Genomic DNA, 22,312 nt, shown 5'->3' on the forward strand with positions numbered 1-22,312 from the left:
GGCTGACAAAAATACATCCCAAATCTAAACGCGCCAGATTTTCAAGTGCTCTGAGCGAACTATGCCCTTTCATGATCCCATAAAGCAAAATTCCCATCATTGAACGAGGAGAATACGGCGCTCTACCTGTTGAAGAATAACAGCGTTCGAAAGGTACCCAGTCTTGTTCATCCAAAATCTCTGTGACAATAAATGCCCTACGTTCACCAATTTGCTTGAGATAATCGCAAAGGGAAACAGAACCCTCCAAGATAGGTAGATTTTGCGCTTTGACAAACTTACGTTTGGTGTGAGAAGGCGATTCCAGTTTGCGAGTAAATACGGTCATAAAAGATCTGCGTTTAAAACGAATAAAGCAAATTTTAATCGATAACATGAGCTTTTGCGACAGCCTCTCTTTGGTCTGTGATATAGTTTTTAAACAATGTTTTCAAGCTGGCGTAAGGGCTTGTGAGTGGTTGGCCTTGTTGTAGCTTTTGAGCTTCTTCTTTACATCGTAAACTTGCATCGGACAAGCATAAAGTTGGATAATCGCCTAAAGTAATGAAAGATGCCTTGCCGTTAATGAAGTATCTATATATGAATGATTTACGCCCAGATGGGTACACTTTTACACCAAGACGTCCAGTACCTCTAGAGGAGGATGCTTGCCAAGCATAGTAAGCTGACTGCTTGGGTTTTAAGCCTCGAATTTTAGTATCTGTGAGTAGTGAGCTAGCCATGATTTTGAGGTCAAGTTACGGGTCAAGTTATGATGCAATGATATGCAACCCGATGAAACATTGCAATGCAATAAAACCATTAAAAAACAAGTTGATGCTTGTATTTGAAACAGAATGAAACAGGGTGAAAAAGCATGGTCGTGGCCTTCTAAGCCGTAGGTCGTAGGTTCGAGTCCTACAGGGCGCGCCAATAAAATCAATAGCTTAGATGATGTTCAACCTTTTAGTATTTTTAAGTGGGACAAATTTGGGACATGACTTGAGATTTTTTTATTAAATCTGTCAAAAACGCCGTCAATTTGTTTAGCGTGTTCAGTAAGATGATTAGGCGCTAAGTGTGCATATCGCCTTACCATTTCCACTGATTCCCATCCACCCATTTCTTGTAGAACAGAAAGTGGAACACCCGATTGAATTAACCAACTAGCCCAGGTGTGTCTCAGGTCATGAAAACGAAAATTTTCTATTTTGGCTCTTTTTAATGCGGCTCTCCATGCAGTATTAGAATCGACACGCATTTTTCTAATCGAATTTGTTTGTGAGCCATCAGATCGTTTCGCTGACATTGTATGTACGAATACCCATTTTTGATGATTACCCAATTGTCGCGTCAGAATACAACAAGCCGTATCGTTTAGAGCTACGCCTATAGCTTTTCCCGATTTGCTGTTTTCTGGCTCTATCCAGGCAACTTTTCTTTGCATATCAATTTGTGACCACGCTAAATTAATTATATTTGAACGGCGTAAACCCGTCGCAAGCGCAAATTCTACCGTCGATCTAAGGGGTTCAGGACATTCATTGATTAACCTTTCTGCTTCATCCGGTTCTAACCATCTAATCCGTTTTTCTCTAGCCGATGGAACCTTAATAACCGGTGATTTTTCTATCCATTTCCAATCTCTTTCAGCAGATCTCATCATTGATTTAAGTAGTGCCAAATGCTTAGCTTTTGTTGCGATAGAAACTTCTTTCTCTTGATAAGCGGGTATTTCTATTCCTTTTCTTTTTGCTGACTGAGCCTTACTTTCCCATCTTAATTGTTCCTGCCTATTTTTCATTTTGCTAATAGCACTATATATTTTTGCTTCTGTAATATCTTTTAATCGGGTACCACTGAAATGCAGGAGCCAAAAACCAAGTCTACCTTTGTCATCGTCTAAAGATTTTTTGTTAGCCTTCTCTTCGATCCATCTCAAGCAGGCTTGCTCAAATGTAACATTAGGAAAATCATCTAACTTTGCTATTCTCCATAATTCAGCTTTTCGTTTGTCGTGTAACTCCTGAGCTTGTTTTTTGTCCTCTGTGCCAAGTGATTCTTTAATTCTTTTTCCGCACGGTGTTGAGTAGCTGCCGTACCAAATTTTACCACGTTTGAAGATTGACATTTTTTACTCCTGATGACATCAATCTCGCTCTCGACGAGAGTATTGATCGAATTTTTGACGGCTTCAATACACGCTTCTTTTGTAAATAAGTAAGGTGATTTCTTTTTGTACGGATTTTTGCGTTGATAACTAATAATTCCAAGCTTGCACCAATTAGTTAGTGTGTCTTCACTTATTCCTATTATTTTTGCTGCTTCTTGCCGAGTTAAAGTCGTTTTGTTCATTACATTCCTCATTCAAAAACTCACACTATTCTCATACACTTGATTTATGCACGAGTTTCGCACCAATAAAAAAACGCTCTATTTTTAAGTTTAATTCAGCATGATATATAAATAGTCAAAACCTTATAAATCAAATACAACTTATTGTAATTTAAGAAAATTTATGTTTTTTAGTAACTTGCAGATTAATCATTGCTTTTAAGCCATTTTTAGAATTTTATATGCCTGTGCGAAACTCGTGCTAATATTTCTCCTTAATTGTTAGCGTCGAACATCATGACAAATTAGGAGAAGTGAAAAAATGTGGGGATTTAACGACGCTTACCAAAAAGCCCCCCAAACGCCGCTACAGGCTTTTCAAGCTGACTATGGGGAAACCGTCCATGAGGTATTGAACAAGGCGCTAGGAAGCCAACAGGCGCTCGCCTGGGACGATGAGGAAGGCAATCTATTGATCGGCACGGTCGGTAATGATCGTGCAACAACTGCGCTTGTCTGGGGAGAAAATATTCTCACCTGTGATACCGAGCAGAGTATCCGAGAACGTTTTTCAGAATATCAGGTAGCAGGTCAGCGGGCAGGCGATTGTCGCTACCAATGTAAAAATGATCCACTTGCTAATGTAAAACTGATCCACCAAGAGTAAAAATGGCAGTTTTAAGGTACTGCCGATGATAACATTGGAGATCAGAGTGGAAATTTCTGTTTTACATCGCCAGGGTATGTCTATACGTGCGATTGCTCGACGGCTTTCATGCTCAAGAGTAACCGTGAGGCGATATCTTCGTAGCACTGAAGCGGCGGCGAATATGCGTTATAAATCGAGAGCGCCTAGACCCGGTAAGTTGGAGCCCTTCAAGGTATATATTCTCCAACGCGTAGAGGCGGCTAGACCTGATTGGATACCGGCCTGCGTATTGCTACGGGAGATCCGTGAACAAGGGTACACAGGCAGCTATAGCTTGCTGACCGCTTTTCTTCATCCTATGAAAAAAACGGTTATTGAAGACGTTGTCCGCTTTGAGACTGAACCCGGTGAACAGATGCAGGTTGACTTCACGATTATCAGACAGAGGAAAAACCCTTTGCTGGCATTCGTTGCCACGTTAGGCTGGAGTCGCTCGACTTTTGTTAAGTTTTACACCTGTCAAAATTCAGCAGCCTGGTGCGACGGGATTGAGTCAGCCCTACAGTATTTTGGCGGTACGCCTCGTCAGCTGCTATTTGATAATGCGAAGAGCATTATCATTGAGCGTGATGTTTATGGTCCTGGTAAACACCGCTGGAACCCACAGCTTATCCAGCTTGCCGAGAAATATGCTTTTACACGAGTTTCGCACAGGCATATAAAATTCTAAAAATGGCTTAAAAGCAATGATTAATCTGCAAGTTACTAAAAAACATAAATTTTCTTAAATTACAATAAGTTGTATTTGATTTATAAGGTTTTGACKATKTWTATRNTCMTGSTRAAYWMMRCTKRAAMMYASAGCKTWTYYWKMTTGSYGMGAAAYWYGYNTTTTAGTCCGAAAGTCTGCCGTCCATACAGAGGCTGTCGCAAAAGGGGTGGAATTTTTTTTTCAACAATATCCCACCGTGCAGATTTTCTCTTTTTCTGATTTTAGTTTGTACAAATAATAGACTGAAAATCATCCATAATATCAGAGCAACCGCTCTTGATAAGTTATAGGCCATTGCATGCAGGGTAAATTCGAGCTTTACCGCTAATAATCCCTTACGCCGGAAACGTTCCAAACCCTGAATTCCCCGCAATGCTGAAAACACAGGTTCAACCATGCTCTTTCGCTGATTCAAGATTTTTTTAGACTCAGGAGTAGCCATATGTAAACGAAGTTCATCTCGCTGTTTATCTTCCGGATAGCGTTTTATTTTCCTTCCATCCACGAGTTTCGCACCAATAAAAAAACGCTCTATTTTTAAGTTTAATTCAGCATGATATATAAATAGTCAAAACCTTATAAATCAAATACAACTTATTGTAATTTAAGAAAATTTATGTTTTTTAGTAACTTGCAGATTAATCATTGCTTTTAAGCCATTTTTAGAATTTTATATGCCTGTGCGAAACTCGTGCTTAATGGCGCTGCGTTTCTTCATGGTGGTTAGCTCAGTAGACCAGCTTCCGATAACTTTATCAGCAAAATCAAACTCGGCTTAGGTTTTTCGAGGTGCCCTAATGTTAATTTTTATAACTCTTATTCTTTGAGAATAGTAAAAGAACCAATAAAATCAATCTATATCTCATTTAAGGTAATTTAAAATTTGTTATATTGAAATATAAAAATAATTATACTGGTATGAAAATTTGATAAACGGTTTGACCAAAAGCTACGCTGTTACCAAGGAAGTAGGCAACAGCATAAGTTAGTTTGGATTTAGGGATTACGGCGCTTAAATTTTTTCTTTAGTACTACGGCTATACTGCCTATTAGGCCAATAAAAAGCAAAACAAGCGGGATCAGCATCAAAATACTCATGATTTGCCGTTCGTAGTATTGAAAGAGTGGGCTTTTACCGAATACATAACCAATAGTAGTTAAAATCAATACCCAAAGTAATCCACTAGGCCAATTAAAAAACTGGAAGCGTTTATCAGGTAAACCGGATAGGCCGGCGATGGTAGGTAGGATGGTCCTGATAAAAGCAAGAAAGCGGCCAATAAGCAGCGCTGCCAAGCCATGGCGATGAAACAGGTCATAAGCACGTTGGTGATAATGTTCAGGTAAATGAGAAAGCCAGCTTTGCACAATTTTATTATTTCCTAGCCATTTACCCTGAAGATAGCCTACCCAGCAACCCAAACTGGCACCTGCGGTTAAGATAATAACTGTCAATGGATAATTGATAGTGTCTTTAGCTATTAGGACGCCTACTAGAATGAGTAAACTGTCACCGGGTAAAAAAGCGGCAGGTAATATTCCATTTTCCAAAAATAATATTATAAATAATATAATGTAGATAGCCCATACTAATGAAGGATTCATTAGCATATTGTAATCTTGATGCCAGAGTGCAAAAAAAAGTTCTTTAACTAATTCCATCAAGTGTTTCCTAAATACCGTGATCTTTAAACCTAATTGGCAATTATTACCTATTATCCCTGATTAGAGATAATGTGAACCTAGTTAAAAGGGTTGTAGTATGAGCCTAAATATTAAATTCAGATATAAGCATAATATATTAGACTAGTGTAATACTCTAACAAAATCATAAATAACTAAATAGCAAATTTTTCGTTGAAATTGACTCTCTATTTAATATTTTATTTTTTTACAATTCATGAAGTACATTTACCTATATCTTGTGTTTCGCTAGCAGATCTTTTATTTTAATAGCTAGCAAAGGGGAGTAACTTCTTTAGCAGGTCTATCGTCATTACGGTGTTATGCACCCGGTAACCGGGCATCACAGGTGGATTTCAAAGTAGCTTTTGTGTTGTAAGTGAGACCTTGCCAGCGGGCAAGGTTTACTTATAATTTAAATTAGTGGAATAGAAACCTATGAAGACTAAAATGGATTATAACGGCTGAGCCTTCTGTAGGAATCGGCCGTTTTTCGTTTCTAGGAGCTAAAATGCATTCTGTTGGTACTCCCGTATTATGGGCAATCTTTACTGTTGTTATTGCGATTATGTTACTTATTGATATTTCTTTACAGGGTAAGCATCCAGGAAGAGAAATAACAGTAAGACAGGCTGTTGTATGGAGTTTTATTTGGATTAGTTTGGCATTATTGTTTGCCTTAGGTTTATGGTTTTATTTTAAACAGACAACTAGCCTAACGATTGCTAATCGCCAAACAATGGCTTTTTTAACCGGTTATTTACTGGAAAAAGCGTTAGCTGTTGATAATGTATTTGTTTGGTTAGTGTTATTTAATTATTTTTCAATCCCAGTCAATCTACAGCGCCGAGTTCTTATCTATGGTGTCTTGGGTGCGATAGTATTGCGTACTATCATGATCTTTACAGGTAGTTGGCTAGTTTCTCAGTTTCACTGGGTTTTGTATCTCTTTGGCATTTTTCTATTATTTACTGGTATAAAAATGTTCTTTGTTAAAGAAAATGATCAATCAATTGATAAAAAACCACTAGTAAAATGGGTCGGTTCTCATTTACGCATGACAGATACTTTACATGGTGAGCGTTTTTTTATTCGTCAACAAGGTATTTTATTCTCTACTCCATTGATTATGGTATTAATTTTAATTGAGATTAGTGACATTATTTTCGCCGTGGATAGCATTCCTGCCATTTTTGCAGTAACCACGGATCCTTTTATTGTCTTGACTTCAAATCTATTTGCGATTTTAGGTTTGCGAGCGATGTATTTTGTTTTATCAGGTATTGCTGAAAAATTCTCTATGCTAAAGTACGGGCTATCTATTATCTTAATTTTCATTGGTATAAAAATGTTATTAATGGATATTTTTCATATTCCAACCGCTGTATCGCTAAGTATTGTTGCGGGGATTTTAACATTAACGATGTTCATTAATCATATTGTTAATAAATGCAAAAAAATCATTTAATTACTAAATAAATATCTTTAAATATTATAATGTTGTATCCCTTTATATTGCTTAACAATGATAAAAAGGGATATTGCTACTTTCTCTATTAGTAAAATAAGTTCTGCTAGTTAATTAATAAAAGAGTTAGTTAATTGTTTATCTAATAAATCTGTCTTTATCTATAATGGTATCTTTTTACCGTCATAAAAATACTTTGGAATAACAATGTAAAAAAACATATTGGCTTACTGTCTAATATTTTATATTGAAACCTTGTAATGCAAATACTAATTGATTCACTTGCCGTATTCTTTTAGGTAAGTCTTTAATTTTATGGTGTTATGAATGATAATTTATTTGACGATTTATTTATTAGTCCTATGAAAGTTATTGCGCCTATTTTAGTATCAACATCGGTTATGTCTTCGGCTGTTAACCACAAAAAGGTCAAAAAACCAATATTTGTTCTATCTTACTATTCTGTATTTTTGCCACTTTTTTGGCGGCTATATCCACGCTTATTGGTGTTTTTCTTTATATCACGAGTTTCGCACAGGCATATAAAATTCTAAAAATGGCTTAAAAGCAATGATTAATCTGCAAGTTACTAAAAAACATAAATTTTCTTAAATTACAATAAGTTGTATTTGATTTATAAGGTTTTGACTATTTATATATCATGCTGAATTAAACTTAAAAATAGAGCGTTTTTTTATTGGTGCGAAACTCGTGAATATATCTGATGATACATATTAGCCAGCTCTTCTGATAACGAAGCTAAGTTGGTCAAACTTTGAAAGTTAGCATACTGTAGCGTAATTTCAGCATCCAGTTTTGCTATTTCTTCGATTGAATTGTTGTCTGAAATATTTATTTGATCAGTCAGTATGTTATTGATAATAAATGTTTCAGTTTGACCAGATAATTTTAATTTATTTTTTTTTAAAACAGATGGTTCTAATTTTAAAAATCCCTTAAATGCATTATCTGTATCAATCGTGATTAGATTAATATTATTGATAGATTTATTGCTTTTTTTATAAACATTAATTTTCCCTTTGTATTTTAATGACTTTTCTTTAGTTTCTTTAACTGTATTAAGTCTGGAGTCATTGATTGCTAAGGGATTATTTGGTGTTGAAAGAATAAATGACATTATAATTTCCCTAGTTATAATTTATTTTTCTTAATAAACAACTTTACTCCATGGTATAGCAAAGCGAAGTTAGCAGCTGAATTTATACAGTTATATCCAGTAAACTACTGAGATTTTATAAAATTTTATTTCAAAGATAAAAACAGAGAAAAATTTTGCTGAAATAGATTAAGTATGCGTTATGCATCAAATATCAATGTACTTAATATCATTTTTATAATGATAAAAGCGTTTTCAGTAAAATAACTCTATTGTTATATAACAAATTAACAATATAAAATAGCGTACTGATCAAAAAAAATTAAATGTTTGTGTTTAAAAATGCGAAAATAATAAAAATTGACTATAAGCTTATAAGGAACTTTATTTTAAAATAAGTTGCAATTTCATTTTGTTACAGAAAATAAATTTTATATTTATGTTAAAAATAAACTTAAAATATGTTTTTTTGTTATTCAATAAAATATATTTGGACTTTATTGTTCATAACCAGTATGTTATTTAACAAATCAATGAAAAATATATATCATTTTAAATAAATTATGGTAAATAATTATCATTCATTGAGGGAAATAGTTTTCAAAATTTTTATAAAACAGTTATTTTTTCTTTAACTGTTCTCAGGTATTTACCGGATATTTTCGCTTCATCGTACCATGGATACTCTATTTATATAGAGTTAGTGGAGGTATTATGTCGTTATTTAATAATCCGATGCAATTAATTGTAGTGCTTTTTTGTTTATCCATAATGCCTTTGTTTGCGGTAATGGGAACTTCGTTTTTAAAAATTTCGATTGTTTTATCAATGTTACGCAATGCGTTAGGCATACAGCAAATTCCGCCTAATATGGCTATTTATGGTTTGGCATTAATATTGACTTTATTTACGATGGCACCCGTTGGTTTTGCAATTCATGATAATATTAAAGCCCAGCCGATTGATTGGAATTCTGTTGATTCTTTGGAACAAATAAATTCATCAGTTATTACGCCATATAAAGATTTTTTGAAAAAAAATACCAGCGAAGAACAAATTAAATTTTTTACTCAAATAGGCTATAAAATTTGGCCTAAACAATATCAAACTTCATTATCTCCTGACTCTTTATTAGTCATGGTTCCTGCATTTACCATGAGTCAACTTATTGCAGCCTTTAAAATTGGTTTTTTGATTTATCTCCCGTTTGTTGCGATCGATCTTATTGTTTCTAATGTTTTATTAGCAATGGGAATGATGATGGTTTCGCCAATGACAATAGCGCTTCCTTTTAAATTATTAATTTTTATTTTGATGGGCGGCTGGGACAAACTTATTGGTCAATTGATGGTGTCTTTTTCATGAATGAGTCCACCATAATTCATTTTACTTCGGAGTTGTTATGGATTGTGCTGCTGCTTTCATTACCGATTGTAATAGTAGCATCAGTCACTGGGCTATTAGTGAGTATATTGCAAGCGCTCACACAAATCCAAGACCAGACATTGCAATTTCTGCTTAAATTAGTGGCTGTGTGTATTACCTTGGCGGTAAGTTATCACTGGATGGGAAGTGCGCTACTTAACTACGCTATTTTATCTTTTGATCAAATAGGTAAATAAGAGGATTAGATGAATAGTCTAATGCAAATGGTGCCTTGGTTGGCATTGAGCATAATGCGACCTCTAGGAATGTTACTATTATTGCCACTGTTTAAAGGGGGAGCAATGGGTAGTAGCTTGATTCGTAACAGCCTGGTATTAGTGTTTGCTTTGCCCATCGCTCCGATAATCAAGACCATGCCGATCGATTTCACCCATCAAACTGTGACAGAGATAGTGTTTCTTTACAGTGAAGAATTGCTTATTGGATTAGTGCTTGGTTTTTGTGCAGCTATTCCTTTTTGGGCTATTGATATGGCAGGATTTATTATTGACACGTTGCGCGGTGCCTCGATGTCAACCATCTTAAATCCTTTAATGGGATTACAATCTTCAATTTTTGGTATGTTATTTACCCAAATATTGAGTGTCTTGTTTTTGGTTTCTGGTGGTTTCAATGCGTTACTTACCGCGCTTTACCATTCCTATAATGTATTACCGCCAAATGCACCGTTATCATTTAATGCTTCAATGTTGCTATTCATTCAGCAACAGTGGCATATGATGTTAGAACTCTGTATGAGTTTTGCAATGCCAGCCATAGTGGTAATGATTTTAGTTGATGTTGCATTAGGATTGATTAATCGTTCGGTAGAGCAGCTTAATGTGTTTTTTCTATCTATGCCAATTAAAAGTGTATTAGTTGTGTTTCTTCTTTTGGTGAGTATGTATTTTGCATTTGATCACTATTTTATGAAGATCCAACTATTTGAAAAACAAATTTCAACTTTATTCCAACTTTGGCGAGGATGATATTAATGGCTGAAAAAACGGAAAAGCCTACACAAAAGCGGATGAATGAGGCACGTAAAAAAGGACAAGTCATTAAAAGTAATGAAATAGTGACAGTATTAAAAATGGCAGTCATTCTCGGTTATTTAATTGTTGAGGGGCATGCTTTATTTAATGCGATTGGCGAATTGGTTATTTTAACTGTACGCTCACTTTCTTTACCGATCGATGTTGCTGCAAAAACAATTATTGGTTCCTTTATCATGTTGTTGTTGCGTTTTATGGTTGGCCTGGTAGTGGTATTAATTGTCACAATCTGCTTAAGCTGTATAGTTCAAACTGGGCCAATTTGGGCGCATAAAAGTTTGGCATTTAGTTTTAATAAGATGAATATAATCAAAAATGCTAAACAGATTTTTTCGATGAAAAATCTATTTGAGTTTGGAAAGAATATTTTAAAGGTTATTGTGCTGACATTAGTTTTTTATTATTTATTAGATTATTATGTAAACCTATTTCAATACTTGCCAACTTGTGGTATTGACTGTGGTGTAATGGTAACGTTTACGTTAATTCAATGGTTATGGGGAGGATTCTTAGTTTGTTATATTGTATTTGCCATAGCAGATTACGGATTTCAATATTATCATGTTATGAAAGAGTTAAAAATGTCGAAGGAGGATACAAAGCGAGAGTTTAAAGACACAGAAGGTAATCCTCAAATTAAGCAAAAGCGTCGTGAAATACAACGAGAAATAACGAGTAATTCAGTGGTTGCGAATGTAAGAAAATCGACAGTGATTGTTCGTAATCCAACCCATATTGTCGTTTGTCTTTATTACCAACCTGGCATTACTCCATTACCTCAAGTTGTTGAAAAATTTCAAGATAATATGGCTTTGCATATTGTGAAACTCGCTGAAAAAGCAGGTATTCCAATGGTTGAGAATATACCACTGGCTCGTGCGCTATTTCAACAAGTAGAAAGGGGGCAAATAATCCCTGAGAGCTTGTTTGAACCGGTTGCTGAGCTATTGCGTTTAGTCATGGATCTTCGTTACGATAGCGATGATTGATTAATTATTTATAAAAAATTGAAACTTATCACTCTTTTAGTTGTAGAAATGATAAGCACTATAATGAATAATAAGTTGCATTGTTTTTACTTGTTAAAGTAGTTTCCTCCATCGCTTGAGGTTATGAATTTAGAGTATCAAGTGTGACAAAAACCAAGATGGGGAAGTTAAATGATTACTGGGGATTTGAAACGAATCAAGATCGTTGTGGTGGATGATCATGACTTGATCTTTGATGGCTTAAAAAGCTGTCTTGCCCCCTACTCTGATCTGGAATTAGTTGGATTTGTTACTGATGGTCTTGGTGTGTATGATGCATGCTTAAAATTACAGCCAGACTTAGTGATAATGGATCTTAGTTTACCTGGCATGAGTGGCGTTGAAGCTATTCGCCAATTAAGAAAACGTTGGCCAAAATTAATGGTAATTGTATTGACTGCTTCCGAAGAAGAACGGAAAGCACGTGATGCCCTTGATGCTGGCGCTAATGGTTATGTATTAAAACATGGCTCTAAAAGTACACTGATAGCAGCAATTAAAAGTGTTGGTAGAGGTAAGTTTTTCATCGATCCTAATTTGGATGCAGCAAAGATTGTTGCGTTAAAGGGGGTTGAAAATGGGGATATTCCGGTATTAACCCATAGGGAAAAACAGGTGCTTAAACTTATTTTTGAGGGCAGGCGTAATCGTGATATTGCAGAAGCATTAGTAATCGGCTTGAAAACAGTCGAAACTCATCGAATGAATATTATGAGGAAACTCGATGCGCATAATGTAGCAGATTTGATGAAATGGGCGCACAGAATGGGATTCTAACAGCTTGGCCCTGTTACGGGCCGTGATGAATTAGTGATTGATTACATTCTAGTGCGATTAATAACACCTTAAGTTCATCGCTAGAAAAATGTCCTTGTGATTCGAGACGTTTTTCTAATTCTGCTGCAGTTTTTGATATGTTTTCAAAACCGGTAACGGCTGCGCTACCTTTTATGTTATGTAAAATGTTTCGTAGATCTTCCCAATTATGCGTTTGTAAGCAATGTTGAGTACGTTTGATCATATCAGAAAAGTGCTGAGCTAGCCGTTGATTAAACTCTTCTTCAGAAAATTTCATGATCGGTTCAGCATTATCGCAGTTAACTTCAGGTTGCATATCGCGATCGATCTGAATTTCGACGGCCATCTCAATGCATTGAGCTAATTGCTCGAGTGACACGGGTTTAGTCAAATAGCCGTTCATTAATGATATGGTTTTTTCATGTTCGCTTGGATTAGCGTTGGCGGTAAGTGCAACAATTGGGCATTCAGTATCCAGAATGACATTACTTTTGCGCCATAATCGAGTCGTCTGGTAACCATCAATATCGGGTATCCGTATATCCATTAATACCAAATCAAAAATATGCTTTTTACCTAGATTAAGCGCTGCTCTACCACTGTCCGCAGTATAAACCATTTGGCCAAGTTCCATTAACATTTGGCTAATAATGTCACGGTTAGTGGCAACATCATCAACTAAAAGAATTTTTAGCTTCCAGGGTATTATTGTTTTGAATAGCATTGATGAAGAGGGGAGAGAAATACCGTGCTGGATTTCATATAGCTGTTTCCATAATCGCCATGGCAAGTAGGTTAACTCTTCATTTTCAAGTAATGGATTTTTTCCTTCCTTAGCTCTACCCCCCCACAAAGCAATTTGTGCATGTAGTTTATGTGGAGCGGCGATAGGTTCTGGTTGTAAACACATGGGTGAACTTGGTTCGAGTAAAGGCATGCGAAATATGAATGTAGAGCCATAGCCATAATCACTCTTCAGGGTAATATTGCCGCCCATAATAATGGCGATTTTTTCAGAAATGGAAAGACCAAGCCCTGTGCCAACTTTAGAATGTGATGACTGCACAAAAGGTTGGAATATACACGCCTGATCCTCTTCTTTTATCCCCGGGCCGGTATCTTTTATATAAAAACAGAGCTGATTTTCTTCTACTTTAATCGTCAGTATAATATGCCCTTGTTCAGTAAATTTTGCCGCATTTCCCAGAAGATTAACTAAAACCTGCTGCACTCTTAATGAATCTAAATTCGAAGATTCTGGCACATCATTATTGACTATGCAGTGTAATTTAACCGGTTTATCTATTAAATGGGGCTGAATGGTGACCATCGCATCGTCGACAATTTTTAGGATCGGGTAGCGGCGAAGATTTAATTCAACCTGATCGGCTTCAATACGAGAAAAATCTAAGATATTGTTAATAATACTGAGCAACGATTTAGCACAGGTATAGGCGGTATTGCGTAAATTAGCTTGTTTTTCGGAAAGCGGCGTAGTTTGCAATAATTCTAACGATCCTGTGATGCCATTAAGTGGCGTACGTAGTTCATGGCTGATAGTGGTAAGATGCTCACTTTTGCGCGCTGTAGCTCGCTCGGCCAATTGTTTGGCTTCAGTCAGTTCAATGGTTCGAATTGCAACTTTATTTTCTAATTCATCATAACTATGTTTGATAGTATCAAGTAACGTATTATAAGCGCGAGCAATATCACCAAGTTCATCTTTACGAGACTCAGGTAAACGGCGACTAAAGGTCGGCTGAACATCTTGTTTAATAATATTAACAAAATTGCGAATTGGTTTTGCCAGGTACTGCAACAAAATCCACAACATCACAATGGTCATAATAGCAAATGATAACAATGACCATTTCAATTCATGGAGAAAAGGAGTATATGCAATTTGCTTAATACGATCCTTCGGTATTAATGTGATTTGCTGCCAATTTGGGCCATCGATTTGTTCTGATATGGCATAATAATTGCCAATATCGATCCCATAAAGCGATCCCAACAGATGAGTATAAGTTGGTATTAACATTTTAATATCGGCCATCTCATTCTTAGAAATATTTAACTCATCGTTAAATGATAAAACGCCTTTGGGAGTAAGGAAAAAGTTGATATCGCTGGCATGATAAATATTAGAAACATCTAACATATCATTGATATCAATCACAAAGCCGACTTGTTGATGATTAGGTTTTTGCGATGGCGGCGTGTAACTCATCAGTACATAAGCACGTTTGCTAACGGTATCATAAAATGGCTCACTCCAACGAAAACCATCTGTTGTTGGTTGCTTAGCTAATGCGGTAATTTCAGCTATTCGTTTGGTTAAATTATTACGTTCTATAGTGGATAGCGCATAAATAGCGATACTCTTACCGGGTTCAATAATAAAAGTATCAATATATCTTTGTTGACCTGACGTGCCAAAAGTTTGTAGCGCCCATAGATTAGTCATATTTGTTTTCATCGGATGACTGCCAATATTAATTTGGCGGGCAACTAGTTCATTTTTGTCTGGAAAATGTAGGCATTCAAACTGCGATTCACTAATACGGCGTTCCAATTGCTGAATGTCAGTAATTGACTGTTGAAATAGTTTGCGATTCAAATGAGCCCGAATTTCACTCGTTTGGTGATAGGTCATAAGAATATGTTGTATGGCACCACTATAAATATTGTTATAAAAATTTATTTCAATAAGTATCCATAAACTTATGAGTACCGAAATAAAGGCAAAGGTGAGTTTAGTCACTAAGGATGAACACCAATGTGTATTCATAATTACTCTCTTATCCTAGAACGTATGCACATAGACACACATACAATTTATTAACAATAACGCAAATTGTGGTTAAGAATCTACTCTAATTTCTCTATTTATTTTTAATCTGTTTAGGTAACTATGAGATTAAGGTATTTACCTGATACGCCAAAGATATTGTATTACTCATACTTATTAACAGATAAAAAAGGTGACAAGACGATGATAAAAAGATTTACAGCAACTGGACTGTTTGAAGTTGTTGAAAAAACAGAAAGCGATTGGAACGCAATTTGTGCGGGCAGAAATGCAAATTGGTTATCATCTTCTTTTGGTGCCACAGTTGGTGTTCAGATAATACCGCCCGACAGCAAAATTTGGTATCAACAAGCAAGTTTAGTGATTGTTTGCTGCCCAGAAGGAAGGAATATGGGGCTAGATTATCGACACTCTTATTGGGTGCTCTGGCAAGCCTACGATAAAGATATTGATGATAATCTCCTTATTCAATCTATTTGTAGTCATCTGGCATTCGCTAAATTTTTGGAAGAAGGTTTGTGTCAACCTGTGGCATCACCACCATTGCGCTATCGGAGTATAAAAAGATGAAAAATAAACTCTGTTGCTTATTTTTATTAACCACAACGGTTGCACAGGCGGCATCAATTTCTTCCATCCATTGGCAGGACAGTGACCTCTTCGTTTATGTGAGTCGTGGCACACCGCTTGCATCGGTAATAAGAGATATTGGTAATTCTTATGGTATTCCTATGGATATTAGTGCACAGATACAAGATATCTTCAGTGGCCGAATTGAAAATAAAACACCGCAGGAAATTCTGGTATTTTTAGCGCACCAGTATGGCTTAGTTTGGTATTACGATGGTGATGTATTACATGCTTATAAAGCACAGGAAATGAACAATCAAATCGTTTCTCTTAGTGCTTTATCAAGTGAACGTGCGCTGAACTATATGGGAAAAGCCGGTTTTTTAGATAAAAATAGTTGTGAAGTTAAATCGATTAATGGATTAAATGCGCTACAGGTTTATGGTGTTCCAGATTGTATTAATAAAGTAACCCGATTTATTAATCAGGTTGATCAAGAAGCAAAACAAAACATTCAAACGCAGCGCTTAATTCGCATTTTTCCGCTTAAATATGCTTCTGCAACGGATACCATTTATCAATATCGTAAACAAAATGTAACCGTGCCAGGCATCGTTAGTGTCCTAAAACAGATGAATCAAACTAATGCCAGTGGCGTAAATGCACAACAAGATATAACGTCATTTGCCGCCGATCCAAGGCAGAATGCGGTAGTAGTTAGCAGTAATAAGCACGATATGGGGCTTTATAGCACGTTAATTAAACAGCTTGATATCGCACCAACCATGATTGAAGTCTCTGTATCGATTATTGATGTAGATGCATCAGATTTTAATCAGTTAGGTATTGACTGGTCGGCAAATGCCAAAATTGGTGGCGGCTCGATTTCTTTTAACCAAGGTACATCAGGCAGTGATAATTTTTCAACTGTCATTGGCAATACCGGCAATTTTATGGTGCGCCTGAATGCATTAGAGAAAACTTCTAAGGCGAAAATACTTTCTCGCCCATCGGTTGTAACGCTTAATAATGTTCAAGCCGTGTTAGATAAAAATATCACTTTTTATACTAAATTACAGGGTGATAAGGTCGCAAAACTGGAATCGGTAACTGCTGGCTCATTACTTCGTGTCACTCCCAGACTGATTGATAGCAATGGTCGCAAAAAAGTGATGTTATCGCTCAATATTGAAGATGGTCAGCAAGCGAAGGCGATTAATGATAGTGAACCATTACCGCAAGTACAGAATTCAGAGATAGCAACGCAAGCAACACTGAATACCGGTGAAAGTTTATTACTCGGTGGCTTTGTTCAAGATAAAGACCAAACGGTGCAAAATAAGATTCCATTATTAGGGGATTTGCCATTGATTGGCGGTTTATTCAGGAGTGAAGATCGTAGCAAACAGAGTGTGATACGTCTGTTTTTAATTAAAGCAGAGCCTATCAATCAAGGAGGTTAATCATGGCTAGCGATTATAAATTGCTATGGTTAAATGGTCCGATGCAAGGGCGAGAATTGTTTCTGCCTGAAGGCGATCTGACCATGGGCATCGATGGTGACATTATTGCACCATTAGCAGGTCATTCCTCTTTGTCACTGACGGTACAGCCACAGGGTATTACGCTGAATCAGCCGATGACGGTATTAGTTGAAGGTGGGATGCATACTGGCCCGATGACATTTCCGCTAAACCAAGCCATTGTGCTAGCAGGTATCGGTTTTATGGTTGGACGGGCGGATGAATCATTACAATGGCGCCCGTTACCTGAAGCCAAACTGGCCGGTAAAACTAAATGGAGTTTATTACTGTGGGGCGGATTTTCACTCTTTATCTTGCTGGCTAGTTTATTTGTACTGTTATTACCACCATCATCAGCCACTCTGTTTGATCCTCAGATTTGGTTAAAACAGCAACTGTTGGCACCTGAATTGGTAGAGATACAGTCACAATGGGATAGTAATGGTGGGTTAACGTTGAGTGGTTATTGTAAAAATTTTATCGCTTTGGCGCGCCTAGAAAGCGAATTGAAATTTCATGGTATTCGTTTTCGTGACAAAACCGTCTGTATTGATCAACTTGTAGCAAATGTGCAGTCAGTTCTGGTCGCTAATGGTTATTTGCATGCAAAAGTGACAACTGGTAAAGAAGCAGGCGATATTCTTATTTCAGGCGCCATCCAGTCGGGCAAGCAATGGGATAATGTTACCCAACAGCTGGGACAGTTAAATGGCTTACGTCATTGGCAGGTAAACAATGCGATTGGTGGTTTTAGTCAGCAATTAATCGATACATTACGGAGTAAAGGGTTATTAAGTGGATTGATGGTTGAATCTCGCCAAGACAGCATCATCATCACTGGTTTGAACGACCCAAATAAAGAACAAAAAATATATCAGCTAGCTGCTTCACTTTCCGCTGCAACGGGGCAGCATATGAATGTAAGAATTGAAAATATACCTGTTCGCGAAAATTTAAGTGATTATCTACCTGGCCAGGTTGTCAGTTATGGAGGTAATAGCAAAGCACCTTTTGTTGAGTTAAGTAACGGTATACGACTTAAATATAATAGCCAGTTGGATAATGGTTACGTTGTTAGTTACATCGATTTTACTGGATTAGATTTAAATCGTGATGGTAATTCTGTGCATATTCCATTTTCTTTTTAGGGGGTCATATGACATGTATCACAAAATTGGAAGAGAATTTAAAGCAACAATCAGAATATCAGGCAATTTATTTACAGCAATTAAATGACTGCCAAAAAAGTCTAACCCAAAATGATGCGAAATCTTCGTTGGCATTATTGGAGGCGGTAGAAGCAGCAAAACAGGTTATTAATATTTTAGCGCAACGATATAAAAAGCAAAATTAAATAAATATTTATTTTTCTATTTTTTATAAATTTATTTTTATTATAAAAAATTTTTAACCAGAGGAAATAATTATGTTTAATGACATTCAAGCATTAATATCGGATTTAGATTTTCGCCGTTCATTGTTATTTGAGCAAATGAAAGAGTTTGAATCTTTGCAACAAGAAATTAAACAATTAACTGAAGAATCTAGCCATAATACAACCGCACAAAATAAATTAAAGAAATTAGCACAAGCATTTCCAGAGGGTATTGATAAATGCCAAAAGGATATTCTTGCTAAGATTAATTCTCTTGAAAAAAATTTTAAAGTTATAGAGAAAACTTTTAAATCAATTAGTCATGAGCCTGATGAAGTAAATAATACATCGTTAGACTCAAACACCGAAGTAAATATAAAAAAGAAAACTTTTAAATCTTATATTTAGTTATGAGGGCTAAATTATGTCTACTCAAGTCTTAAACACATCAGGTAATTATTCTGTCAATTCCGGATCTTTAAATGGGCATTAAAGATACCTCCGCAATATATGGTGATTCAGTCTTATCCGGCGGTATTGCGGTTCTGTATATATTTATGAGTTTGTTATCTGATGTTGCCAATCAAAAATATGCGCAAATGCAGCATAAATCAGATGTATCACGTAGCGCCCAGGATATGGCTAATCAGGTTGATGAAATCATTGCTGAGGTATCTAAAAAAGGTCATAAAGCAACCGGTGAGCTTCCTCAAGCTGTTATCGACTATATGCGTAAAAACGGTATTACCATTGATGGTATGTCAATCGATGATTATATAAGCAAACATGGTGACAAATTATATCAAGGTCAACTACAGGCAGTTAAGGCGGCGTTGGAAACAGTATCAAACCGTGCTTCTGATTTTGTTTCTCAATCTCAGCTGCAACTGCAAAAAGTGATGCAAAGTTATAATGTGACGGTCAGTTTAATTAATAGCATGCAAACGATGTTGGCAGAAATGAATAAATCGATTGCCCAAAATATCCGTTAATAAATAGTGCTAACCGTTAACAAATAACGTTAACAAATTAAAAAGTGGAGGTCGCTATGATCCATTTAACCAGCGGCATTAGAGAGGCTTTGTCTGTTAATAAGGGACAAGTGAATAACAGTAATCCCAACAGTGGAGATTATGTTATATCCGGCGGGATCGCGGTTCTTTATTTATGAATTTACTTTCTGATATGGCGCAATTGAAATATAACCAGATGCAAATTAAGTCACAAATGGCACGTGATGCGCAAGATATGGCTAATCCACGAGTTTCGCACCAATAAAAAAACGCTCTATTTTTAAGTTTAATTCAGCATGATATATAAATAGTCAAAACCTTATAAATCAAATACAACTTATTGTAATTTAAGAAAATTTATGTTTTTTAGTAACTTGCAGATTAATCATTGCTTTTAAGCCATTTTTAGAATTTTATATGCCTGTGCGAAACTCGTGTAATCGAGTCGATGATATCATCGCCAAAATTGCCAAAGAAGGCGATAAAGCACTGGAAAAATTGCCGCCTGACGTTATCGACTATATGAGAAATCATGGTGTCACTGTCGATGGCATGTCGATTGATGATTTCCTGCAACAAAACGATCCTACCGCGGCTCTATTGGCTAAATTACGTGAAAAAATCGCTGAATCAGGTGCAGATGGGATGCAGTCAGCCAGTTGGCAGGATGTTGTTCGCTATATGGATGAACATGGTATTAAAGTTGATGGACAACGTTGTAGTGATTATATCTGGGGATTGCCTGAAGTAGGCTCCCGTTCCTATCAAAAGATCAGTCGTGAACATATGCAGCATATTGCTGATGTATTGGCGGCGGCCGGTGGTTTAGACCAAGGGAAGCTAGGCTCGGTTAAAGCAGCGCTGGAAACAGTATCGAACCGTGCTTCCGATTTTGTTTTTCAATCTCAACTGCAATTGCAAAAAGTGATGCAAGGCTACAATGTGACAGTCAGTTTAATCAATAGTATGCAAACTATGTTGGCAGAAATGAATAAATCGATTGCCCAAAACATTCGTTAGGGAGGCAGCAATGGATAATAAAGATTTTGCCACTTTACTTGATTTTGTTCAGCAAGGTGGAGCGCTGAGTTGTCTGGCAAATGTTGATCAAAAGGATCTTGATTTACTTTACCGCTACGCGATGCAACTGATGACTTATGGCGATTATCAGGGTGCCAAGCGAATTTTTTTCTTACTGATGCGACTCAATCAAGGCAATTTTGAATACGTTTATGCTTTAGCAACTTGTTGCCAACAACTGCATGAACATGAAGAGGCTATTTTTTGTTTTGGTCGTGCGGGTATGAATCGTTTGCAAGATCCCCGTAGTCCTTACTTTGCTGGCATCAGTTATCTGGCACTTGGCAATCGTCAATATGCAGAAAAGTCTTTTCGTGCTGCGTTAAGGATATGCCGTTGTTTGCCGGCTGCGCAATGGCCAGAAGTCAGAAAAAATGCCAACCAACAATTAGCTTATTTAATGGGAGAAATGTGCCGTGAATAACATGAGTGTTACTTCATCCATTAATACAGCGGATATCCAAAATCCTCATGTTCATAATAGCCATCCGGTTGAAAAAGCCAGTTTACCCGAATGGTCTATGCCAACCTATGTTTCGTTGAATGTGGATCGTGATGAAAAAAATGGCGTCGTTAGTCATCAACAAGCACAACAGGCTTTTGCCCGTATATTGCATGCTTTACAAGCTGATGATGGTGCCACACTAGATCAAATCGAAAAGGCATCCATTAAAGGCATCCATTAACGATATGATTTTACTGGCCGCCAACCTGAGCTTAAAAATATTTGGTGATACGGCGAATTCGGCAGCGAAAGCTAGCCAATTGATGACCGATACCCAAGCATTTTTACGTGATAAACGGGTAAAAGAGTTTCAAGAGCAACTAGCCAAACAAATTGAGCAATCGGAAAAAGCGCAAAGAGGCGGTATTTTTGCTGCTATTTTTGATTGGATTGTTGGCGCGGTAGAGGCTGTTTATGGTGCACTCAAACTGGTTGAAGGTGCTGCTCGGCTCGCGGTTGGTGATGTGGTTGGTGGTTCATTAGAAATTGCCAGTGGTGCATCTTATTTAACTGCTGGTATTGCAGGAATGGTCAAAGCTGCAGCAGAAACGGCAATATTGTTAGGTGCAGATAAAGACAAATGCCAGGAAGTTGCCGATATAGCCGGTAAAGTTCAGTTGGGTGCTGAAGTTGTTGCGATGGCGTTAGATATTTTCCAGGCTGGGCGTGCGATATCGGCGACCAGAGCGATAGCCAAAACAACGGGCGAAGCTATGAAAGAAGCGGCGCCGAAATTAGCTGAAGCCGTGGTTAAAAATTAATCACAAGAAATATCAACTATTGCTAAGCAAGTTGGTCAGCAGGTCGCTGAACAGATTGGCAAACAATTAGTTGGAGGTGTGGAGAAAGGCTTAGAAAAAGTGGCTGAACGTGGCGGACAGATTGCTAAATCATTAAGTAAGGCTTTCAGTCAGTCGGGTAGCAAGAGCGTATTTCTGCGCTCCCGCCCCCTAAGAGGCTGTCGCAAAAGGGGTGGAATTTTTTTTCAACAATATCCCGCCGTGCAGATTTTCTCTTTTTCTGATTTTAGTTTGTACAAATAATAGACTAAAAATCATCCATAATATCAGAGCAACCGCTCTTGATAAGTTATAGGCCATTGCATGCAGGGTAAATTCGAGCTTTA

General features: G+C 36.8%; 25 protein-coding genes and 1 pseudogene. 19 read left to right on the forward strand and 7 right to left on the reverse strand.

Annotation, left to right across the window (positions count from 1 at the left end; all coding sequences use genetic code 11):
- The 3 genes from CBG25_RS16185 to CBG25_RS16195 form a co-directional block, all read right to left on the reverse strand.
- Positions 1 to 376 (reverse strand): hypothetical protein (locus tag CBG25_RS16185; RefSeq protein ID WP_290603693.1); only part of this gene is annotated, 376 nt, incomplete at its 3' end.
- Positions 363 to 722 carry an Arm DNA-binding domain-containing protein gene (locus CBG25_RS16190; protein ID WP_290607906.1) on the reverse strand — a complete coding sequence of 120 codons (360 nt, stop codon included), beginning with the start codon at positions 720 to 722 and terminating at the stop codon, positions 363 to 365. The genes CBG25_RS16185 and CBG25_RS16190, both read right to left, overlap by 14 nt.
- Before the next feature lie 215 nt (positions 723 to 937).
- Positions 938 to 2,110: a site-specific integrase gene (locus CBG25_RS16195; RefSeq protein WP_290607907.1), complete on the reverse strand. Its 1,173-nt coding sequence runs from the start codon at positions 2,108 to 2,110 to the stop codon at positions 938 to 940.
- A gap of 582 nt (positions 2,111 to 2,692) precedes the next feature.
- Here CBG25_RS16195 and CBG25_RS16200 point away from each other — a divergent pair.
- Together CBG25_RS16200 and istA are read left to right on the forward strand one after the other, a co-directional pair.
- Positions 2,693 to 2,920: pseudogene (locus CBG25_RS16200) on the forward strand (phage tail protein); the annotation flags it as partial.
- Positions 2,921 to 3,005: 85 nt separating this feature from the next.
- Entirely contained in the window at positions 3,006 to 3,692 is a 687-nt protein-coding gene (istA, locus tag CBG25_RS16205) for an IS21 family transposase (protein ID WP_290607908.1), read from the forward strand.
- A gap of 163 nt (positions 3,693 to 3,855) precedes the next feature.
- Here the strand turns inward: istA and CBG25_RS16210 are convergent, their stop codons facing one another.
- Both CBG25_RS16210 and CBG25_RS16215 read right to left on the reverse strand, forming a co-directional pair.
- The gene (locus CBG25_RS16210) at positions 3,856 to 4,239 is read right to left on the reverse strand and encodes a transposase (RefSeq protein WP_290607909.1); all 384 of its coding nucleotides are present in this window, start codon (positions 4,237 to 4,239) and stop codon (positions 3,856 to 3,858) included.
- Positions 4,240 to 4,730: 491 nt separating this feature from the next.
- Positions 4,731 to 5,396: a DedA family protein gene (locus CBG25_RS16215; protein WP_290607910.1), complete on the reverse strand. Its 666-nt coding sequence runs from the start codon at positions 5,394 to 5,396 to the stop codon at positions 4,731 to 4,733.
- Positions 5,397 to 5,928: 532 nt separating this feature from the next.
- Here CBG25_RS16215 and CBG25_RS16220 point away from each other — a divergent pair.
- Positions 5,929 to 6,885, forward strand: coding sequence for a TerC family protein (locus tag CBG25_RS16220; protein ID WP_290607911.1), 957 nt, complete (start codon positions 5,929 to 5,931; stop codon positions 6,883 to 6,885).
- Between the two features lie 694 nt (positions 6,886 to 7,579).
- Here CBG25_RS16220 and CBG25_RS16225 read toward each other — a convergent pair.
- The gene (locus CBG25_RS16225; protein ID WP_290607912.1) at positions 7,580 to 8,023 is read right to left on the reverse strand and encodes a hypothetical protein; all 444 of its coding nucleotides are present in this window, start codon (positions 8,021 to 8,023) and stop codon (positions 7,580 to 7,582) included.
- Positions 8,024 to 8,716: 693 nt separating this feature from the next.
- Here CBG25_RS16225 and sctR point away from each other — a divergent pair.
- From sctR to CBG25_RS16250, 5 genes are all read left to right on the forward strand, one after another.
- Entirely contained in the window at positions 8,717 to 9,367 is a 651-nt protein-coding gene (gene sctR, locus CBG25_RS16230) for a type III secretion system export apparatus subunit SctR (protein ID WP_290607913.1), read from the forward strand.
- A complete protein-coding gene (locus CBG25_RS16235; protein ID WP_290607914.1) occupies positions 9,364 to 9,624 on the forward strand; it encodes an EscS/YscS/HrcS family type III secretion system export apparatus protein in 261 nt (86 codons plus the stop codon). Before sctR ends, CBG25_RS16235 begins: the two co-directional genes overlap by 4 nt.
- Positions 9,625 to 9,633: 9 nt before the next feature.
- A complete protein-coding gene (gene sctT, locus CBG25_RS16240) occupies positions 9,634 to 10,416 on the forward strand; it encodes a type III secretion system export apparatus subunit SctT (RefSeq protein ID WP_290607915.1) in 783 nt (260 codons plus the stop codon).
- Positions 10,417 to 10,421: 5 nt separating this feature from the next.
- Positions 10,422 to 11,471 (forward strand): EscU/YscU/HrcU family type III secretion system export apparatus switch protein, encoded by a 1,050-nt coding sequence (locus tag CBG25_RS16245; protein WP_290607916.1) that lies wholly within the window; start codon positions 10,422 to 10,424, stop codon positions 11,469 to 11,471.
- A 171-nt stretch (positions 11,472 to 11,642) separates the two neighbouring features.
- Positions 11,643 to 12,287 (forward strand): two component system response regulator, encoded by a 645-nt coding sequence (locus CBG25_RS16250; protein WP_032114479.1) that lies wholly within the window; start codon positions 11,643 to 11,645, stop codon positions 12,285 to 12,287.
- 13 nt (positions 12,288 to 12,300) lie between these two features.
- On the opposite strand, the gene CBG25_RS16255 is transcribed toward CBG25_RS16250, so the two are convergent.
- Positions 12,301 to 15,099, reverse strand: a complete 2,799-nt coding sequence (locus CBG25_RS16255) for a two component system sensor kinase (protein ID WP_290607917.1) — start codon at positions 15,097 to 15,099, stop codon at positions 12,301 to 12,303.
- A gap of 204 nt (positions 15,100 to 15,303) precedes the next feature.
- Between CBG25_RS16255 and CBG25_RS16260 the strand changes: the two genes are divergently transcribed.
- The 11 genes from CBG25_RS16260 to sctE all read left to right on the forward strand — a co-directional run bounded on the left by CBG25_RS16260 (position 15,304) and on the right by sctE (position 21,947).
- Complete coding sequence (locus CBG25_RS16260) at positions 15,304 to 15,690, forward strand: hypothetical protein (RefSeq protein ID WP_290607918.1); 387 nt, start codon at positions 15,304 to 15,306, stop codon at positions 15,688 to 15,690.
- Entirely contained in the window at positions 15,687 to 17,153 is a 1,467-nt protein-coding gene (locus CBG25_RS16265; protein WP_290607919.1) for an EscC/YscC/HrcC family type III secretion system outer membrane ring protein, read from the forward strand. Before CBG25_RS16260 ends, CBG25_RS16265 begins: the two co-directional genes overlap by 4 nt.
- A 2-nt stretch (positions 17,154 to 17,155) precedes the next feature.
- The gene (gene sctD / locus CBG25_RS16270) at positions 17,156 to 18,361 is read left to right on the forward strand and encodes a type III secretion system inner membrane ring subunit SctD (RefSeq protein ID WP_290607920.1); all 1,206 of its coding nucleotides are present in this window, start codon (positions 17,156 to 17,158) and stop codon (positions 18,359 to 18,361) included.
- 8 nt (positions 18,362 to 18,369) lie between these two features.
- Entirely contained in the window at positions 18,370 to 18,567 is a 198-nt protein-coding gene (locus CBG25_RS16275; RefSeq protein WP_032114484.1) for a hypothetical protein, read from the forward strand.
- Positions 18,568 to 18,639: 72 nt separating this feature from the next.
- Positions 18,640 to 18,996 carry a hypothetical protein gene (locus tag CBG25_RS16280; protein WP_290607921.1) on the forward strand — a complete coding sequence of 119 codons (357 nt, stop codon included), beginning with the start codon at positions 18,640 to 18,642 and terminating at the stop codon, positions 18,994 to 18,996.
- Positions 18,997 to 19,070: 74 nt separating this feature from the next.
- A complete protein-coding gene (locus CBG25_RS16285) occupies positions 19,071 to 19,580 on the forward strand; it encodes a hypothetical protein (protein ID WP_290607922.1) in 510 nt (169 codons plus the stop codon).
- A gap of 175 nt (positions 19,581 to 19,755) precedes the next feature.
- The gene (locus CBG25_RS16290; RefSeq protein ID WP_290607923.1) at positions 19,756 to 19,866 is read left to right on the forward strand and encodes a hypothetical protein; all 111 of its coding nucleotides are present in this window, start codon (positions 19,756 to 19,758) and stop codon (positions 19,864 to 19,866) included.
- A 158-nt stretch (positions 19,867 to 20,024) separates the two neighbouring features.
- The gene (locus CBG25_RS16295) at positions 20,025 to 20,621 is read left to right on the forward strand and encodes a hypothetical protein (RefSeq protein ID WP_290607924.1); all 597 of its coding nucleotides are present in this window, start codon (positions 20,025 to 20,027) and stop codon (positions 20,619 to 20,621) included.
- Between the two features lie 10 nt (positions 20,622 to 20,631).
- On the forward strand, positions 20,632 to 21,105 hold the full coding sequence (locus CBG25_RS16300) for a SycD/LcrH family type III secretion system chaperone (protein ID WP_290607925.1): 474 nt from the start codon (positions 20,632 to 20,634) through the stop codon (positions 21,103 to 21,105).
- Positions 21,098 to 21,367 (forward strand): hypothetical protein, encoded by a 270-nt coding sequence (locus tag CBG25_RS16305; RefSeq protein WP_290607926.1) that lies wholly within the window; start codon positions 21,098 to 21,100, stop codon positions 21,365 to 21,367. The genes CBG25_RS16300 and CBG25_RS16305 overlap by 8 nt, the downstream gene beginning before the upstream one ends.
- 4 nt (positions 21,368 to 21,371) lie before the next feature.
- Positions 21,372 to 21,947 (forward strand): type III secretion system translocon subunit SctE, encoded by a 576-nt coding sequence (gene sctE / locus CBG25_RS16310; protein WP_290607927.1) that lies wholly within the window; start codon positions 21,372 to 21,374, stop codon positions 21,945 to 21,947.
- Positions 21,948 to 22,312: the final 365 nt, after the last annotated feature.

This window comes from Arsenophonus sp. ENCA (genome assembly GCF_002287155.1).
GTDB lineage: Bacteria > Pseudomonadota > Gammaproteobacteria > Enterobacterales > Enterobacteriaceae > Arsenophonus > Arsenophonus nilaparvatae.

Coding starts and splice junctions, on each gene's coding strand:
- CBG25_RS16190 (WP_290607906.1), bottom strand. CDS start 722: ATGGCTAGCTCACTACTCACAGATACTAAAATTCGAGGCTTAAAACCC.
- CBG25_RS16195 (WP_290607907.1), bottom strand. CDS start 2,110: ATGTCAATCTTCAAACGTGGTAAAATTTGGTACGGCAGCTACTCAACA.
- istA (WP_290607908.1), top strand. CDS start 3,006: ATGATAACATTGGAGATCAGAGTGGAAATTTCTGTTTTACATCGCCAG.
- CBG25_RS16215 (WP_290607910.1), bottom strand. CDS start 5,396: ATGGAATTAGTTAAAGAACTTTTTTTTGCACTCTGGCATCAAGATTAC.
- CBG25_RS16220 (WP_290607911.1), top strand. CDS start 5,929: ATGCATTCTGTTGGTACTCCCGTATTATGGGCAATCTTTACTGTTGTT.
- CBG25_RS16225 (WP_290607912.1), bottom strand. CDS start 8,023: ATGTCATTTATTCTTTCAACACCAAATAATCCCTTAGCAATCAATGAC.
- sctR (WP_290607913.1), top strand. CDS start 8,717: ATGTCGTTATTTAATAATCCGATGCAATTAATTGTAGTGCTTTTTTGT.
- CBG25_RS16235 (WP_290607914.1), top strand. CDS start 9,364: ATGAATGAGTCCACCATAATTCATTTTACTTCGGAGTTGTTATGGATT.
- sctT (WP_290607915.1), top strand. CDS start 9,634: ATGAATAGTCTAATGCAAATGGTGCCTTGGTTGGCATTGAGCATAATG.
- CBG25_RS16245 (WP_290607916.1), top strand. CDS start 10,422: ATGGCTGAAAAAACGGAAAAGCCTACACAAAAGCGGATGAATGAGGCA.
- CBG25_RS16250 (WP_032114479.1), top strand. CDS start 11,643: ATGATTACTGGGGATTTGAAACGAATCAAGATCGTTGTGGTGGATGAT.
- CBG25_RS16255 (WP_290607917.1), bottom strand. CDS start 15,099: ATGAATACACATTGGTGTTCATCCTTAGTGACTAAACTCACCTTTGCC.
- CBG25_RS16260 (WP_290607918.1), top strand. CDS start 15,304: ATGATAAAAAGATTTACAGCAACTGGACTGTTTGAAGTTGTTGAAAAA.
- CBG25_RS16265 (WP_290607919.1), top strand. CDS start 15,687: ATGAAAAATAAACTCTGTTGCTTATTTTTATTAACCACAACGGTTGCA.
- sctD (WP_290607920.1), top strand. CDS start 17,156: ATGGCTAGCGATTATAAATTGCTATGGTTAAATGGTCCGATGCAAGGG.
- CBG25_RS16275 (WP_032114484.1), top strand. CDS start 18,370: ATGACATGTATCACAAAATTGGAAGAGAATTTAAAGCAACAATCAGAA.
- CBG25_RS16280 (WP_290607921.1), top strand. CDS start 18,640: ATGTTTAATGACATTCAAGCATTAATATCGGATTTAGATTTTCGCCGT.
- CBG25_RS16285 (WP_290607922.1), top strand. CDS start 19,071: ATGGGCATTAAAGATACCTCCGCAATATATGGTGATTCAGTCTTATCC.
- CBG25_RS16290 (WP_290607923.1), top strand. CDS start 19,756: ATGAATTTACTTTCTGATATGGCGCAATTGAAATATAACCAGATGCAA.
- CBG25_RS16300 (WP_290607925.1), top strand. CDS start 20,632: ATGGATAATAAAGATTTTGCCACTTTACTTGATTTTGTTCAGCAAGGT.
- sctE (WP_290607927.1), top strand. CDS start 21,372: ATGATTTTACTGGCCGCCAACCTGAGCTTAAAAATATTTGGTGATACG.